This is a genomic window from Amycolatopsis sp., assembly GCF_036008905.1.
Lineage (GTDB): Bacteria > Actinomycetota > Actinomycetes > Mycobacteriales > Pseudonocardiaceae > Amycolatopsis.
The window spans coordinates 44,621-61,305 of record NZ_DASYMU010000085.1 but is presented as its reverse complement, the minus strand read 5'-3'; the positions used below and the strand labels follow the sequence as shown (position 1 = coordinate 61,305).

At 65.1% G+C, this 16,685-nt stretch carries 17 protein-coding genes and 2 pseudogenes; 10 read left to right on the top strand and 9 right to left on the bottom strand.

All coding sequences use genetic code 11. From position 1 onward, the window contains the following. From VGP60_RS16300 to VGP60_RS16285, 4 genes and pseudogenes are all read right to left on the bottom strand, one after another. Positions 1-456: nitroreductase family deazaflavin-dependent oxidoreductase (locus tag VGP60_RS16300; protein ID WP_327548847.1), on the bottom strand; the 456-nt coding region annotated here is incomplete at its 3' end. A gap of 506 nt (positions 457-962) precedes the next feature. Then, positions 963-1,615 (bottom strand): annotated as a pseudogene (locus tag VGP60_RS16295) (maleate cis-trans isomerase family protein); the annotation flags it as partial. Between the two features lie 37 nt (positions 1,616-1,652). Continuing rightward, entirely contained in the window at positions 1,653-2,684 is a 1,032-nt protein-coding gene (locus VGP60_RS16290; protein WP_327548846.1) for a leucyl aminopeptidase, read from the bottom strand. A gap of 220 nt (positions 2,685-2,904) precedes the next feature. Continuing rightward, positions 2,905-4,002 (bottom strand): carbon-nitrogen hydrolase family protein, encoded by a 1,098-nt coding sequence (locus VGP60_RS16285; RefSeq protein WP_327548845.1) that lies wholly within the window; start codon positions 4,000-4,002, stop codon positions 2,905-2,907. Between the two features lie 442 nt (positions 4,003-4,444). On the opposite strand from VGP60_RS16285, the gene VGP60_RS16280 reads away from it, so the two are divergent. From VGP60_RS16280 to VGP60_RS16245, 8 genes are all read left to right on the top strand, one after another. After that, positions 4,445-4,948, top strand: a complete 504-nt coding sequence (locus VGP60_RS16280) for a MarR family winged helix-turn-helix transcriptional regulator (RefSeq protein ID WP_327548844.1) — start codon at positions 4,445-4,447, stop codon at positions 4,946-4,948. Positions 4,949-5,116: 168 nt separating this feature from the next. Further along, positions 5,117-6,379, top strand: coding sequence for an FAD-dependent monooxygenase (locus VGP60_RS16275; RefSeq protein WP_327548843.1), 1,263 nt, complete (start codon positions 5,117-5,119; stop codon positions 6,377-6,379). A 157-nt stretch (positions 6,380-6,536) separates the two neighbouring features. Continuing rightward, positions 6,537-7,400, top strand: a complete 864-nt coding sequence (locus VGP60_RS16270; protein WP_327548842.1) for an FAD binding domain-containing protein — start codon at positions 6,537-6,539, stop codon at positions 7,398-7,400. Next, positions 7,397-9,802, top strand: coding sequence for a xanthine dehydrogenase family protein molybdopterin-binding subunit (locus VGP60_RS16265; RefSeq protein ID WP_327548841.1), 2,406 nt, complete (start codon positions 7,397-7,399; stop codon positions 9,800-9,802). The genes VGP60_RS16270 and VGP60_RS16265 overlap by 4 nt, the downstream gene beginning before the upstream one ends. Continuing rightward, the gene (locus VGP60_RS16260) at positions 9,799-10,314 is read left to right on the top strand and encodes a (2Fe-2S)-binding protein (protein WP_327548840.1); all 516 of its coding nucleotides are present in this window, start codon (positions 9,799-9,801) and stop codon (positions 10,312-10,314) included. Before VGP60_RS16265 ends, VGP60_RS16260 begins: the two co-directional genes overlap by 4 nt. 22 nt (positions 10,315-10,336) lie before the next feature. Next, positions 10,337-11,023, top strand: a complete 687-nt coding sequence (locus VGP60_RS16255; protein ID WP_327548839.1) for an SRPBCC family protein — start codon at positions 10,337-10,339, stop codon at positions 11,021-11,023. After that, complete coding sequence (locus tag VGP60_RS16250) at positions 11,016-11,702, top strand: isochorismatase family protein (protein WP_327548838.1); 687 nt, start codon at positions 11,016-11,018, stop codon at positions 11,700-11,702. The genes VGP60_RS16255 and VGP60_RS16250 overlap by 8 nt, the downstream gene beginning before the upstream one ends. Positions 11,703-11,719: 17 nt before the next feature. After that, positions 11,720-12,562: an alpha/beta hydrolase gene (locus VGP60_RS16245; protein WP_327548837.1), complete on the top strand. Its 843-nt coding sequence runs from the start codon at positions 11,720-11,722 to the stop codon at positions 12,560-12,562. Positions 12,563-12,781: 219 nt separating this feature from the next. Here VGP60_RS16245 and VGP60_RS16240 read toward each other — a convergent pair whose 3' ends face one another. Next, positions 12,782-13,213, bottom strand: a complete 432-nt coding sequence (locus tag VGP60_RS16240) for a recombinase family protein (protein WP_327548836.1) — start codon at positions 13,211-13,213, stop codon at positions 12,782-12,784. 247 nt (positions 13,214-13,460) lie between these two features. On the opposite strand from VGP60_RS16240, the gene VGP60_RS16235 reads away from it, so the two are divergent. Then, complete coding sequence (locus VGP60_RS16235; RefSeq protein WP_327548835.1) at positions 13,461-13,943, top strand: MarR family winged helix-turn-helix transcriptional regulator; 483 nt, start codon at positions 13,461-13,463, stop codon at positions 13,941-13,943. A gap of 46 nt (positions 13,944-13,989) precedes the next feature. Then, positions 13,990-14,142 carry a hypothetical protein gene (locus tag VGP60_RS16230; RefSeq protein ID WP_327548834.1) on the top strand — a complete coding sequence of 51 codons (153 nt, stop codon included), beginning with the start codon at positions 13,990-13,992 and terminating at the stop codon, positions 14,140-14,142. A gap of 150 nt (positions 14,143-14,292) precedes the next feature. Here the strand turns inward: VGP60_RS16230 and VGP60_RS16225 are convergent. The 4 genes and pseudogenes from VGP60_RS16225 to VGP60_RS16210 all read right to left on the bottom strand — a co-directional run. After that, positions 14,293-14,628 (bottom strand): annotated as a pseudogene (locus VGP60_RS16225) (IS5/IS1182 family transposase); the annotation flags it as partial. Positions 14,629-14,655: 27 nt separating this feature from the next. Beyond that, positions 14,656-14,811 (bottom strand): hypothetical protein, encoded by a 156-nt coding sequence (locus VGP60_RS16220; protein WP_327548833.1) that lies wholly within the window; start codon positions 14,809-14,811, stop codon positions 14,656-14,658. After that, positions 14,811-14,981 carry a hypothetical protein gene (locus tag VGP60_RS16215; RefSeq protein ID WP_327548832.1) on the bottom strand — a complete coding sequence of 57 codons (171 nt, stop codon included), beginning with the start codon at positions 14,979-14,981 and terminating at the stop codon, positions 14,811-14,813. Before VGP60_RS16215 ends, VGP60_RS16220 begins: the two co-directional genes overlap by 1 nt. Positions 14,982-15,136: 155 nt before the next feature. Beyond that, positions 15,137-16,138 (bottom strand): alpha/beta hydrolase, encoded by a 1,002-nt coding sequence (locus tag VGP60_RS16210; protein ID WP_327548831.1) that lies wholly within the window; start codon positions 16,136-16,138, stop codon positions 15,137-15,139. Between the last annotated feature and the right edge of the window lie 547 nt (positions 16,139-16,685).

The window sequence follows — 16,685 nt, the reverse complement described above, 5'->3', positions numbered from 1 at the left end:
AAAGATGGGCATCCTGCGGGTGGTCTTCTTCTGGTACTCCGCATAGTCGGGCCACGCCTCGACGGCCCGGTCTATCCACGTGGCGTACTCGTCACCATCGACTTCCCTGGCCTGATAGTCCTTCTTGACCGGGCCGTCCTGAAGCTCGACGTGCGGGTTCGCCTTCAAGTTGTAGTACCAGACAGGGTTTTTGGGCGCACCACCCAAAGACGCCACGACTGCGTACGCGCCGCCGTGCTCCACGCGCTGCAGGGCGGTCTTACGAATCTTGCCGGTTTTCGCCCCCACTGAGGTCAGGATAATCACGGGTGCACCCTGATTGTCGGTGCCCTCTGTGCCGCCGGAGCTCTCGTAGAGATCCACCTGGTTGCGGCTGAACTCGAACGTGCTCGGCTCGTACTCCCCGATGAGAGGCATTACTCCACCATCCATTTCGTCGATCAACTTCGCTGCCAAACGGACTATACCCCGCTTGTCAGTTTTTGCGGGTAGGGGTACGGCGAGGGTTCAGGAACTAGGCAGGAAGGGAGCTTGACGTGGAGTGTGCTCGCCATGATGCTGGTTCCGGCAATGAATTTTCTCGCCCGACCCGGATCTGCCAGCGTCTGGGGGTGAGCTGTCCGGATTGGGGAGGCCAGCTCGAGTATCGCCCCAACTATCGAAGTTTGAGCCCGACCGGCGCTTATTCGGGGTAAAGTCCGGTTAAGTCGGTCGGCAACCATTCCGACGCACAGCTACCCACGCACCTATGCGAGGACATCCGTGGAATCAGCACTTGAATTCGGCATCGACCTCCCCGTCTGCATCACGCTGACCTGCTCGCACACCGCGCCGCCGAATGCGTCGCCCAGTGCAAGAACCGACTGATCATCGTGGACGATGTCCACTTCCTCGACATCAACCGCCACGACGGTCGTGAAGTCGCCAACCATTTCAAGTGGCTGGCTAACACCTTCCCGTGACGGGCAACCCGATTGCTCTTCGACGGCAGGGATGGCTGACAACGACGGCATTTGCACACACGCCGACAGGACGATGGCGTCGGCGTTGGTGATGTCGAGTTTTTTCCAGTGCTCGCGAAGGCCGTCGGGGTCGAGGTTCGCGACCGCGAGGTTGTCGGACACTTCGAGGCTCAGCGCGTCGACGACTTCAGTTCCTGCGGCTTCGATGTAGTCGACGACTTGCTCGGTGAGTGGTTTGAGATATGGGGTGATGATCGCGACACGCCTGGCCCCGAGTGCTGCTATACCGGAGAGGAGGGCGCCGGCGCTGGACAGAGCAGGCGCCGGTGAACCAACCGCGCGCAGCGCGCGGATGATATCGGCTTCGGCGGTGCAATGGTAGCCGAAACCTTGGACCATGATCGCGACGAGACAGTCGGACGCGACGACATCGGGCCGGACGTCGGCCAGTTCGGTGGCTGCCCGCCCGGTCTGCGCGTTCATGGCACGCAACTCTTCGGGGGTGACATGCTGCATACGCATGCGACTGCTGTGAAAGACGAAACGCTCCTGCGGGCGAACGGTTTCGCGCGCGAGTGGAGCATGCGCGGTAGCTCGGTCTCCATGGTGCGGTTGGAACTCGGCACGATCATGCCGATGTGGTAGTTCGTCACCGACATTCTCCTCGCCGCGAGCTGGGCACGATGATGTTCATCGGCGGCAGGTCGGCCGCATGTCGGGGATGACAACGTCGCCGTCGCGCACAATGGGTTCGTCGTCGAGGTAGAGGCTGCAGCCGCGCATCGGAATGTCGAAATGACACGGGGTGTCGTTCGGTCCCCCGAGTTCGTTGTTAGGGCCGATGGAGAACATCACATTGCCGTAGAAGGAGCGCAGCTCCATGCCCATTCCGCCGGGGAACTGTGTCAGGCCGTGCCATTGCGCTCGTTCGTCGAGGCCCCAGCCGACGTGGGACATGCCGTAGCCGCGGGGGTCGTCGAAGGACTTGATGTAGGAGGTGAGCAACTCGGCGTCCAATCCACCGCGAATGTCGACGATGAACCCTTTTTCAACCGTGAGCGTGACAGGGGTCTGGACGTAGGAGTTGAACGGCAGAAGTACGTCGCCGGGTGCGAGGACGATGGTGCCGTCAACGCCGTCATCAGTGCCGCCGGTGAACACGAATGCCGCTGGCCAGTGGTCCCAGCGGCCGGGGATGTCGGTGTAGCCGTACTCGCTCAGCGTCGGGTAACGGCCGAGGGTGTAGGTGATGTCGGTGCCGTGCGGACTCGTGATTCGCATCGAGCCGGCTTTGGCCAGCAGTCCGGCCCCCACCTCGACGCGCTCGCGCAGTTCCCGGGTCGGCATCAGCCGCGCCAGCAGCGGAGCGGGCTCGACGACCGTGAGGATGCGGGTGTCCGCGTCCTGGATGTCGAACTGTTCCTTGCTGAACAACAGGAACGTGAGGTCGATCAGCATGTCGCTCTGCTTAAGCGCCTCGACCGCGACAGGATTGGTGCCCAGACCGGAATCTCCCACAGCCCACGTACCACCGGTCGAGCGGGCAGCGGGCAATCGCATATGAAAGGTATTCGCCCCCAATTCCTGTGCGGCGAACAGGGCGGCATCCGCGTAATCGGCACGCTCGTTTCCCCGGGTCAGCACGGACACCGTCTCACCCTCGTGCACCCCGCTGAGGGTCAGTTGTCGGACGAAGATGTCGTTGAGTTGGTTGAAGTCCATCTTGTCTCCGTTCGGTTGGACGTCGCAGAGAGCACGCTCCACCAAGATAGTCCGTGCTCGGACTATCTTGGTCCGAGCACGGACTATCTCGTGTTCTTGGGTTGCTGTCAAGGGGCGGCCGGACCGGAGTGTCGACATGCCGCTTGCCGCTATGGCCGCGACGAGCCGTTGGTGCCCCTATCGATGTGTTGGTGTCGGGAACAGGACGGCGAGCCAGGCGTCAGGACGACAGTTCGGCCGCGGCGCTGTCCCATTCCTGGGCGGGCAGGCGTGCTGCTCCGTCGGAGGCGGTGATCCCCTGCGGCGGGGCCACCCGGTGACGCTGAGTGGAGCGGCGAATAGTCTGTGGACGGGGTTCATCGGGTTCGTCGTGCCACAGCGGACGCCGGTCGACCTGAAGGCGCACGACTTCCGGACGAGCGTAGTGGCCCTTCGCGTCGAGCCAGGCTTTCACGAAACCGAAGTCGTCCAGATCAATGGTGGCAGTGACGAGTTTTTCCTCAGCTCCGGTGTGCGGTCCGGCGAGGTAGGAGTTGAAGGGGTGAAGGACTGAGGACCAGCCACCGCCCGCGGTGACCAGCTTCTGGGGGCCGAGATTGGTCTCCAGCCAGTCCAGGCAGGTCTGATCGACGGGGTTCGCGGCGGTGATCACGAAGACCTGGGCGGTGAGGGCATGGGTCTTCATCATGGCCTCGATCTGCGCGTCGGCCACGTTTTCGAAGCCGGCCATCGTGGACAACGCCGGCCACGCGGCGGCATGGATCTGCTCGTCCTGCTCGATCAGGGCCTGGCGAGCCAGGTTCATGGTGTGCTCCCAGCAGGCCAGACCACCGATGCGGCCTGAGCTGCTGTCGAACACCGACAGGGTCGCACCGCCACCCTGGGCCCACACGATGCGCTCAACGTAGGTCGGCTGCAGCTTGCGGTGTACCCCAAGCAACGTGCCGTCGGCATCGATGAACACCTGCGAGTTGAAACAGGTGCCCGTGCCGGCCAGGCGTTCGCTGATACCCAACACGACCTCCACGCCGGCCTGCGCACAGGCGGACTGGATCCTGGCGATCTCGGGGCCCGGCACCTCCACCGAAGCTCGCGTGTACTGAACGTTCGCCGCAACCTGCTGCAACGGGGGGTAACACTCGATCCAGTACGGGTAGCCGGGGACAAAGACTTCCGGAAAGACCAGCAGGTCGATGCCTTGCTGACCGGCCTGCTGGACGAAGCCGATGACCTTGTCCACAGTGGCCTCGGTGTCCATGAACACCGGTGCGGCATGCACCGCCGCGACGACGCGTGTGCTGGCGCTCTTATCTGACATATGTTCCTCCATACGGTGATTGATGTTCAGACTGGATGTTCTGGATGCCCGTCAACTGATCGACGTCATTGGGGCATTGCTGCGCGACGTCCGAGAGTTCCATCGCTCATCGCACCTCACGACTCAAGCGGCTTGACACGATCACGGAAACTCCTTCGTGCGTCACCATGGACTTGGCCACTGATCCGAACACGGACTATCTCTGGACACAAGAGGCGAAACACACTCGTCACGCGATCCGGTCCGCGCTGCGGCGAGCTCGGCGAGTCGTCGCCCAGGTGGGACAGCAGATCACCCCAATTGCCGACAGACTCCCACACACCATTGGGCAATTTCGTGTTACGAATGGGTATCCGATCACGGTCTGCCGCCGTTTCGTGGAGCGATTGCCCTGCACCATCCGGTTGTGTCGTGGCCGCGGGAGGCATGATTAGCTGGGACCATGGCCAAGATTGCTGACGAACCGGCGCCGACGAGCAACGGCGGCGCGACCTGGGCACCGGCAACTCCCGCTGAGTTGCTTGCCGCCCCCGGCTATCAGGCGCGTCGCATGTATCAGGCGTACCTTGCGGCATGGGTACGCACCGTGGACGCCACCCTCACCGGTCCGCAATTCGCCGTGCTCACTGCGGTGGCATGCTCCCCCGGGGTCGACCAGGGCTCGCTCGCGGCGTCGGTGGCGCTGGACCGGTCGACCATGGGCGATCTGGCCCGCCGCCTCGAAGAACGTGGCCTCATCGTCCGCGAGACGCCACCCAGCGACGGACGCCGCAAACTGCTCTACCTCACCGAGGAAGGACACGCGACGTACCAGCAGGTCAATGCCCGCGCCCGCATGCTCGACGAGCGCCTGCTCGCAGGTCGGTCCCCGGGGGATCGTCGGCGCCTGCTCGAGGTAATGCAGGAACTGGCCGAGCATTGGGAAGCGATCGCGCCACCGTCCTGAGGCGGTCACCGGTCCCCTGACGTCACTCGGGTGGCATATCGGTTCACCCTCTTGCATTTTGAGATAGTCCGTGTTCGGATTAGTTTCCGCCGGACGGTGTCGCGCCACAGCCGTTTCCGGTTCGGTCCCAGTTGCGACCCGGATAACGGAGAGGGAGGAGCGGTATCTGTGAGCCAGACCTACGGTGTGGTGATCGTCGGCGGCGGCCTTGGCGGGTTGACCGCAGCGTTGTCCCTGCGGCACAAGGGTTTCCGGGTCACAGTGCTGGAGCAGGCGCCGCATCTGGGCGAAGTGGGTGCGGGGATTCAGACCGCCCCCAACGCTAGCCGGATCCTGATCGGACTGGGGTTGCGGCCACAAATGGCGGCGATCCACACCGAGCCGCAGGATCAGGTGCGGCGCCGCTGGAAGGACGGCAGGGTCCTCGCGATGACCGCACTGGGTGAGCGCTGCAAGCGCGAGTACAACGCACCCTATTGGCACTACCACCGTGCGGATCTGCACCGCGTGCTGCACGACGCCTGCCTGGACCGCCTCGGGCCCGGGCCAGTGGTGCAGTTCCATACCGCCAGCAAAGTCGTCGACGTCGATCGCGCCGATTCAGCGCGTCCGGTGGCGGTGACCGCCACCGGGGAGCGCTACGACGCGGACGTGATAATCGGTGCGGACGGAATCCGCTCCCAGGTGCGTGACGCGCTGGGCCTGCCCGACACCCTGGAGTTTTCCGGAGAAATGGCCTACCGGGCGCTGATTCCCGGGGACAAGATCGCCGCAGACCCCGCGACCCGATGGCTGGTGGACCGATTCCAGAGCACGATCTGGTACGGGCCGGACCGACACCTGGTGCATTACCTGATCCGCGGTGGACAGTACCTGAACGTAGTCGCCATCGTGCCCTGCTCGGCCGAGATCGCCGAGAAATGGTCCGGCCCGGCGTCGGCGGACGAACTCGTGGAAGCGTTTCCCGGGTGGGACGACCGGGTAGGGGCGATGCTGGCCAAATCGGAGGGTGACGCGACCGTGTGGGCCATGTATTACCGTCGCCGTGATCCGGTCTGGACCGACGGACACGTCGCCCTGCTGGGCGATGCCTGCCACGCAATGCTGCCCTATCAAGCCCAAGGTGCCTCCCAGGCCATGGAGGATGCCGCCGTGCTCGCCGAGGAACTGGGCGCGGTCCCCGCCGACGGTATCCGGGAAGCGCTGACCCGGTATGTGTCCCGGCGTGCCAAGCATGCGGGCATAGTTCAGGACGCGTCGTTGCGCAACAAGGACTTCTACCACCTTCCCGACGGACCCGAGCAGCGAGCACGGGACGAGAAACTGAAGAAGTTCGACGGCGAATCCGAGGTTTCCTACGACTGGCTGTGGAGCGGCACCCCGCTGCACGACCCCGATCTAGAGGCATTCTCGTACCAGTTCGGCCGATAGTGCGAACGCGCTGGCGTTTTCCTTACACAGAGGTTGCGGTGCCGACGATGATTACCAAAATTAAGACGTCCGCGGACGGCGCCGACGAATGCCGTAAGCGGTCGACTGCCGGAACGATCATGGTGCCGGCCGGAGTTTCCGGGGAGGCCCAGCGCGTATGAAACCTGCACCATTCACGTATCACCGCGCCCGCACCGTCGCACAGGTCCCCGAGTTGCTCGCGGATCACGGCGAGGACGCCAAGATCATCGCCGGCGGGCAGAGCCTGGTGCCGATGATGAACTTCCGTCTCGCCACCCCGCAGCACCTGGTGGATATCGGCCGGCTACGGGAATTGTCCTTTCTCCACACCGATGACCAGGGCCTGCACATTGGTGCGCTGGTCACCCACCACCTGGTGGAGACCGCGCCGGCCGACGTGACCGGGCCCGGATTCGACATCCTGCGCCAGGCGATGGGCTGGGTCGGGCACCTCCCGATCCGTACCCGTGGCACCATCGGTGGCAGTCTCGCGCACGGGGACTCGACCGCCGAATGGTGCCTGCTGGCGATCCTTTTCGACGCCGTCATCGTCGCGCAGGGCCACCAAGGACGGCGGCGGTGTATTCCGGCCGAGGAATTGTTCCTCGGATTCTTCGCCACCACACTGAAACCCGAGGAAATCGTCATCGAGGTCGTGTTCCCCCGCCACGCCCACCACGCGGCGATCACAGAGTTCGCGCAGCGGCGGGGCGATTTCGCCACGGTCGCCGCCGCCGTGACCCTCGATGTCGGTCAAGGCGCGGTGCACGGAGGCCGGCTGGTCCTCGGCGGAGTCGCGGGGACTCCCCAGCGCATCCCCGAGGTCGAAGCGCTGCTAGCGCAAGGCCGCGCCGGAGACATGAACTTGTTCGCCGACTGCGCTGAGGCCGCCGCCACCGCGATCGACCCACCAGATGACCCCAACGGCAGCAGTGACTACCGGCGAAGGCTGACGCGCCATCTTGTCGCCACGGCCTGCCAGGAGGCGATGAATCGATGACCGCACCATCCGCAGGGGCACGCGAACCGACATTTACCCCGTCCGGCGCCTGGATCGGCGCCTCGGTCCCCCGCCGCGAAGATCCCCGGCTGCTGACCGGTAGAGCGAAGTTCGTCGATGACATCCATCTGCCCGGGATGCTGCACGCCCAGTTCGTGCGCGCGACCGTCGCCTCGGGCGTCGTCGCCGACCTGGATCTGTCCGCCGTCACGGCTGTGCCAGGCGTGGTAGCCGCGTACTCGGGCAGCGATTTGGACCTGACCGACATCGTGGCCGTCCTCGAGCGGCCTCGGGAGGAGTTCATTCCCACCAGCATGCCGGTGCTGGCCCGCGACGTGGTGCGCTACGTCGGCGAACCACTGGCCATCGTGATTGCCGAGAATCCCTACGCCGCCGAGGACGGCATCGAGGCAGCGCGGGTGACCTACTTACCGAATACGGCTGTCGTGTCCGATTGGCAGGCCCTCGCCCCCGACGCACCCCTGGTGCACGGGTACGCCGGCACCAACACCCTGCTCGACGTGTCGATGTTCGCGACCGAGGACATCGACGAGGTCTTCGCCAGAGCGGATCACGTGGTGCGGGTGCGGGCCAAGACCGGACGTCAGAACGCCTTGCCGCTGGAAACCCGCGGTGTGGTCGCGCACTGGGACGACCGGGAGGAGCAACTCGTCCTGCATACCTGCACACAGGTTCCGCACCAGGTCCGCACGGTGGCGTCCCAGTGCCTGAGGTGCGATGAACGGGCCGTGCGGGTGATCGTGCCTGACATGGGCGGTGGGTTCGGCCAGAAGTGTGTGGTCGGGCGCGAAGAGATCGCCACCGCCGCAGCCAGCCTGCAACTGCGGAGGCCGGTGAAGTGGATCGAGGATCGCAAAGACGCGCTGACCGCGTCGTTTCTGGCTCGTGAGCAGCGTTACGACGCCCGCGCCGCGTTCAGCGACGATGGTCGCATCCTCGGCTTGGACGTCGACATCGTCTGTGACATGGGTGCGTATTCCTGCTACCCGTTCACCGTGGGGATCGAACCGCTGATGGCCTCCGCCGAAATGCCCGGTGTGTACCGGGTGCCCGCCTACCGGGTCCGGGGCCGCGCGGTGGTCACGAACAAGGCGCCCACCGCGCCCTACCGGGGGGTAAGCCGTCCCCAGTACGTCATGGTGATGGAACGACTCTTCGAACGCGCCGCCCGGGACATCGGCCTGGACCCCGTCGAAATCCGGCGGCGCAACCTGATCACCGTATTTCCGTACACTGGCGTCAACGACATCACCTACGACCCGGGTTCATACCTGGAGTCGCTCAACCTGTGCCAGCAGGTGCTGACCGGCGAAGGCTGGTACGACCGCCGCGACCACTACGCCGCCCAGGGCAGAGTGCTGGGAATCGGCTACTCCTGCTTCAGCGAACGCACCGGCTACGGATCCGACGCCTTCGCCAAACGCAAAATGAAGGTCGTCCCCGGCTACGATATCGCCGAAGCCACCATGGACACTAACGGCAGCGTCATCGTTACTACCGGCACGCTAAGCCACGGGCAGAGCCACGAAACCACCATGGCTCAGATCGTGGCCGATCAACTCGGCATCGATGTGGACAAGGTCAAGATCTCCCAGGGAGACACCGCCAGGATCACCTACGGATGGGGGTCCTTCGCCAGCCGGTCCATCGCCATCGGGGGCAGCTCGATCGACCTCGCCGCCACCAAACTCGGCGACAAACTCCTCCTGATCGGTGCGCACCTGCTCGAAACGTCGCCTGACGACGTCGAACTCCACAATGCCGGCGTGCGGCGGATCGACGACCACAACCGGTGGCTCCCCTTTTCCGAGATCGCCGAGGTGGCCTACCTCAAGGCCCATTTGCTGCCTAAAGAAGCAGAGCCCGGTCTACGGGCAACGGCGTCCTTCGACGCCACCGGGGACGGCACCTTCTCCAATGCCACCCACGGTGCGGTCGTCGAGCTACACCCCGGCAGCGGCCAGGTGCAGATCCTGCGCTACGTCTGTGTGGAGGACTGTGGTGTCGCGATCAACCCCCAGGTCGTCGAAGGACAGGCCCGTGGCGGCATCGCCCAGGGCATCGCCGGAGTGTTGTTCGAGGAAGTCACCTACGACACCAACGGTGAGCCCTCCTGCGCCAGCTTCATGGACTACAAGGTGCCCACCGCGATGGAAATGCCCGACATCTCGGTTCATCACCTCGAGACCCCGAGCGCGTTCACCCGCAGCGGCGCCAAAGGCGTAGGAGAGGGCGGCACCATCGGCGCTCCGGCGGCGATCCTCAACGCCGTCAACGACGCACTGCGCGACACCGGGATCGAACTGGACGACACTCCCATCGCTCCCGAGACCGTGCAACGGGCACTCCACCACCGCATGTGCGCCGAGGTGAACCTGTGAACGAGCGCTATCTGATCACGCTGACCGTCAACGGCGACGAACACGAGGTTCTCGTCGAGGGCCGCTACACCCTCGTCGACGTGCTGCGCCACAACCTTGGCCTCACCGGCACGCACGTCGGGTGCGAGCACGGTATCTGCGGGGCCTGCACCGTACTCGTCGACGGCGCACCCGTCCGGGCGTGCCTTATCTTCGCCGCGCAGGCCGAGGGGTACGACATCCGCACCGTCGAATCGCTTGCGCCCCAAGGGCAACTCAACGATCTGCAACGATGTTTCACCGCCCATCACGCGCTGCAGTGCGGATTCTGCACACCCGGATTCCTCATGCTGGCGGAAGGGTTCCTCGCCGGCAATCCCAACCCGAGCCGGGAGGACGTGCGCGAGGTCGTCTCCGCCAACCTGTGCCGCTGCACCGGTTACCAGACCATTGTGGACGCGATCGCTGCCTGCGCGGCCGGACGACGAGAAGCCGCCCCCGCGACCGACACCGGATCCCCACCCGAATCATGATCTGGACGAAAGGACGCCGCGCGTGATCCTGGACAACGACATCACCATCCATGCTCACCCCGACGTTGTGTTCACTCTCATCAACGACGTCGAACGCGTGGTGACCTGCCTGCCCGGCGCGTCCTTGGCCGGCCGCGACGGGGACACGTACCGAGGTAGCGTCAAGGTCAAGGTCGGCCCCATCACCGCCGAATACAGCGGCACCGTGAAGTTCTTCGACGTCAACGACGAGCAGCGCACCCTGCGCCTGCAGGCAGAGGGTACCGAAGGCCGCGGCAGCGGTGACGCCGAAGCACTGATCGACCTCTCAGTGGAACCTGCTCCCGACGGTGCACTCCTGCGCCTGCGCACCGACATGCTCGTCCGCGGCAAGATCGCGCAGTTCGGCAAAGGCGCGATTAGCACTGTTTCCACAAGACTGCTCGGTCAGTTCGCCGCGAACCTCGCCGGTCTGCTCGACGCTCCCGGTACTGGCCCCGCGGCACCCACCTCGCTGTCAGCCACGGTCCCCACCGCAAACAATGGCACACCACCACCGACCGCCGCACACTCTGACGCCGAGCTTGACGGGCTCGCCATGCTGCTCGGCCCCGCTGGGAAAAAATACCTCGCGTTGGCCGGCGTATTCGTTTTCGGACTATTCGAAGGCTGGCTACTGGGCAGAGTTCACAGCCAAGCCAAACAACTCAAGGCGGCGCGCCGTGGCTGAACAGGCAGTCAGCAGCCATCACGGACTCGAAACCGACCGCACGTATCAACGCGCCGGTTTCGGCGCTACCGTGCCCCGCGGCAGCCGACCCGCCCTGGTCGTCGTCGACCTCACCCGCGGCTTCACCGAGCCCAGCTTTCCCTCGGGCGCGGACCTCACCGACGTCGTCACCCACACCTCGCGCCTCATCCACGTCGCCCGGGACCACGCCGTACCCGTCGTGTTTACCGCGATTTCCTACACCCCCGCCGAGGCAGACGGCACCTCGATCGCCTGGCTCCACAAAGCCACCGGAATGCGAGCCCTGCGTGATGGCAGTGAGGCCGTCGCCCTTGACCCCCGGCTACCGTATGACCGCACCAACGACCACCTCATCATCAAGAAGAGCGCATCCGCCTTCTTCGGGACCGGCCTGGCTTCCTTGCTCACCGGGTTGCAGCGCGACACCCTGCTCATCTGCGGCGCCACCACCAGCGGATGCGTCCGTGCAACCGCGGTCGACGCCGTGCAATCCGGGTTCCCAGTCCTCGTCCCGCGCGACTGCGTCGGAGACCGCGCACCCGGCCCGCACGACGCGAACCTGTTCGACATCCACACCAAATACGGAGATGTCGTCGAGTTCGAGGACGCCCTCGGCTACCTCCACCACCTACCCGACCACACCACCGCCGCACACTGACACAGAAAGCGGACCCGATGGCCGACCGCTACCTCACCCAGACCGCGCTCGCGGACCTCGCTGACATTCCCGCACAGAGCCGCTGGATCCGCACTGACGGCCTACGCCTGCACGTACTGGACTACGGCGGCGACAACCCCCCACTGCTCATCCTTCCCGGCATCACCAGCCCCGCCATCACCATGGACTTCGTCGCACGCCGGCTCACCGACCTCGTCCGCACCGTCGTCCTCGACATCCGAGGACGCGGTCTCTCCGACTCCGCCCCCAGCTACACCCTGAACGACTACGCCGCCGATGCTGAAGCTGTCATCACAGACCTCGGCCTCGACCGGCCTCTTGTCCTCGGACACTCGATGGGAGCCCGGATTGCTGCCGTCACCGCCGCACGAGGCCGCCGCTGCCTTCGCGGCACTATCATCGTCGACCCACCGCTCAGCGGAGAAGGACGCGGCCCGTACCCCACCCCGTTGTCCGCCTTTGAAAAGCAGCTCACCGAGGCCAAGCGTGGCACCACAGCCGACGAAGTCGCCCAATCCTGGCCCCGCTGGCCCCGCCGCGAGCAAGAAATCCGGGCACGCTGGCTCTCCAGCTGCGACCACGACGCTGTCGCCGCGACCCATCACCGATTCGATACCGAAGACTTCTTCCACACCTGGCCGCACGTCCCCGAACCAGCCATCTTCCTGTACGGCGCCGACAGCCCCGTCGTCACGGCCGCCGGAGCCAACGAAGCTGCCCAAACCAACCCCGCCGCAGTGCAACAGTCAATTCCCGGCGCCGAGCACATGGTGTACTGGGACAACCCCGACACCGCGTTCCACATCACCCGCACCGCCATCAGACAACTCATCTCGTAGCAGAATTGATGCGCCCCGAAGTTTCCGGACAGTGGCTACTGGAATCCGTTATGAGGGCCATATGCCGTGAACATACCCAGCCGACTGCAAGGTTGACATAACCTATCGGGCGCCCTGGCGCGCACACAATGCGCACCGCACACGCCGGCTTCAGCGCCCTTGGGACTCGAGCTCCTTCCGCCTTGGACTCAGCTACATGCCCTGACTGAGAGATCATCATCACCGTCTTGTGCTGTCGTGCAGGAAACGTCCCAGCTTGTCTGGTGGAAGGCTCAAGCAGTGGAAAAGTCGCGTACCCGGCGCTGGCAAAGGGTGCGCTCGTCCGCGCGGGCCGGGTGCTCCTCGTACGCAACGAGTGCGAGGTCCATCGCCCGAAGATGGCGTACCGGTGTAGCGCGGGTTTTCCAGAATCGATCGCACGGTGCTGCCTTGCCATCCGTCGGCGAGCCGATGCCGATTCTGGTCCGGCCGCCGTTCGGACGGACACGGAACCCTGTCCTGATTGAGCCCCTTCGCGATCGCTCGATCACCGTTGCCTTCCAGGTACTCGGCGAAGATCCGCAGCACCACGTCGGCTGACTCGTCCTCGGTCACCAGCACCCGCAACCGGAACCCTTCGGCTGCCTTGTGCCCAGACCTGGGGAATTTCATGAGCGCTGACAGGTTGACCCCTGGGCGGGCGAGTGATCGATGTCCATGTACACGAGCGTCGGCCGCTCCACCTTCCACGACGGGCGCGTGAAGGGGCCTACGGCGGAACCTGCGGATGGCGGACCGATGCCGCGGAATTCCGGCGAGCCAAGGCCGGTGGACGACGAGTTTCCGGCGCTCCGGAACCCGACGAAGATCAGCCCATCGACGCAGGGTGCATACCAGGTGGTCTAGGTATCCTTTGTCTATGGCCAAGAAAATGCCCGCCGCCGCTGATTCCGCCCGACAAGGTGTGCTGCCGCTCCTCGAGCACCTGACCCGGCTTGGCAAGCGTGTCTACATCAGCGAAATGACTCCCGGTGGTCTTCGTCCTCGGCACCTCATCACGCTCCGACTCCTCGCCGATCGCGGGCCGCTGAGTCAACAGGGTCTCGGCGAAGCGCTGAGCCTTGATCCGAGCAATGTCGTGGGCCTGCTCAATGACCTGGAGGAACGCGGTTTGATCGTTCGACGACGCGACCCGGCCGACCGACGTCGCCACATCGTCGAGCTCTCGCCGTCCGGCGCGGAGGAGGTCGTTCTGTCCGACGAGCGCGCGATCGTCGTCGAGGACCGGCTCTTCGCCGCCCTGGATGCCGACGAGCGAACGACTCTCTACGAGCTGCTGCAACGCGCGATCGGTACGACGGCGCTCAGTTGCGAGGTCCCCGGCGACAACACGCAGGACTGACCCGGGCAAAGACATTCCATACGCCAATCCCTGGTCCCGCACAACCGTGCCGGCGCTTGCCGACCGCATCCCCCGGCTTCGCGACGTCTTCGCGGGCCGGCATGTGAACGCGCACCAGGCCGAGTCGCTCGTCGCCGACCTGATCTCCGTGAACCGCCGCTACGAAGCACACGCCAGGCTCCGCGTCATCGTCGTGTGAGTCACCGAGGTGTGAACGGACGGGATCGAGAAACCTCGTCCTAGCCCGGCATCCAGTGATGGTTGCGATTCACGCCGACCGATCCGAAGCCGTTCGGGAATCGGACTGGTGACGGCGATTATGGGCTGTCGATGCGGGAGTACGTGTTTCTCAGGCTTGTCCTTTGAGGCGGCAGTCGCGGAAGATCTTCCAGGTCTTCATGCGGGCGAAGGCGTGCTCGACGCGGGCGCGGACCTGTTTGTGGAACTTGTTGTGGGCCTGTTCCAGTAGGGGGTCTTCGCCTTTGCGGCAGGGGTGGGGCACCAGGAGTCCGGTGCCTGGACAACCCCCGTCGGCGATGGTCGTGGTCTTGCCGACAGCGGCCTTCGCGTCGGACTCCTCCCGCGCTTTGCAGTCGTCGCGGCCCTCACGGTCGCGGTGGTGATGTCCCGATCCGCGTTCTCGAGAACCTCGTGCGCACGAGCCATGCGTACGCGATGGAGATAGGCCATGGGGCTCACGCCGACGTGCCGTTTAAAAACCGGCCTCCCCCAGGCGTTCGATGCCGGTCGACCGCCAGAATTCTTCGGACCAGGGGTGGGGCTGGCTGAGCAGGAGCCCCGACATCACCAGGCGGCCGAGATTGCGGTACATCGCAGGATGCTCCGCCAGGCCGTCCGAGTCGGCCATCAGGCCAGCAGCAGACCGAGCGTGTGGTGAAACGTGGTGCGAGCCTCGAAATCCAGATACGGATCGAACCGCACGCCAGAGTTCACGGTACGGCCCAGCAGCGCACCGAGTTCCGCCTCGACTACGGCTCGATCGAGACCGTCCGTGAGGATCTCGCACTCGTCCGACATGTACTCGGAGGAAATGCTGCCGTCCTGCAGCGGCGGCGAGGCGTGTCGACCGAGCGTCGCGAGGCTTGCCGCACGGTGTCCGTCGCTGTCGGCTCCCGACCCTCCAGCTTGGCACCGTGGGTTCCACGTCAGCGTGCAAGGGTGCAAGACGACCCTCACTGGACCGGCTTGTCGCACAGGGCGCGGACCAGGAACTCACGGCGAGTGGCGCGGGAGGCCTTGACGATCGCCGCCTCCAACTCCCTGAGATCGAACCCGTGGAAGCCGCCACCCCAGATGTGGAGATCGACGGACACACCTGCCTGTAACAGGCGCTGCGCGTAGTCAATGGCCTCGTCACGGAACGTCTCGGCCGAACCGCAGGCCACGAACGTCCGCGGCAGGCCCGAGAGATCGGTGGCCCTGGCCGGCGCCGCGTAGGCCGATACGTCCGGCCCGCCACGTCTCTCGCCGAGCAGCGCGGTCCAGCCGACGTTGTTGTCGTTGCTGTCCCACATGCCCTCACCGTCGAGTTCCTTGCTCGACGGCGTGATGAAACGGTCGTCCAGCATGGGACTCATCAGGATCTGGTGGGTCAGCGCCGGAAAGCCCCGGTCCCGGGCCAGCAGCGCGGTACCGGCGGCAAGGCCACCGCCCGCGCTCATGCCCGCGATCATGAGATGCTCGGGATCGATGCCCAGCTCAGCGGTGTTGCGTGCGGTCCACACCAGACCGGCGTAGCAGTCTTCGACCGGCGCGGGGTCGGGGTTCTCAGGAGCGAGACGGTAGTCGGGGGAGACGACGACGGCGCCGAACTCGGCGACGAGCGGTGCGAACTCCTCCAGGCCGTCCTCCGCGGCTCCGACGATCATTCCGCCGCCGTGCGTGTGGTAGATGCCCGGCCACGGTCCCGTTGGCTCGGTCGGCGACAGCACGACGACGCGCATCTCAGGACGATCACCCTCGGCGGGTACGGTCATCTCCCGCTTGCGCACCTTCCCGCCCATGGTGAGGTCGAACGGCTGCGACCCGGAAAGGATTTCGGCGACCGCCGCACGCGCGTCCGGGATCCCCTCAAGAGTGAACGCGGGGTAGACAGCGCGGATCTGCTCCAGGGCCGACAGGACCTCGGGGTCGAAGGGCGGGTGGATGGGTCGTCCGATCTCGGCACTGCACATAGGAAAAACCTCTCTCACGTCTCCGAACGGGCGGTCCTCCTCTCCGGACAGCGCCGAGAGAGACACGGCCGCCTTGCGATGAGGGGATCCTATGTGCAGCATATATGTTTTGTAAATCACCAATGATTAGTCCTGGGTGCGCCGTCCCTGAGCCGCGCCGGCGGCAGCCCGGAAACCTCATCCGGCGTAATGCGGAGGTGTGGCGGTGCCGTACGAGGCGTACGACCGGCGTCCGCCCCACTACTTCTGGGAGAGATAGGCGCCGATCAGCGGGAGAACCTTCTCCTCTTCAAGGTCGAGATGCTCGTGCAGCGGCGGGAGCAGTAGCTCGGCCGCGTCGACCACGGAGTCGCGGTCCGCGGCGGAGTCGGTGTCGGTGTCGGCCCAGCGTTAGACCGATGACTCCAGTTCGCGCAAGTGTCGGTCCAGTGAGAGGTGTTGCTCCTCCATGGTGACCACCAGCGGTGTTCAGTTGCCGGCCGCCGAGTGGACGGCCGTTGTCAAAGGCCGACCGGCTCGCCACACCTCAACCTCGGCGAGTGTCGCT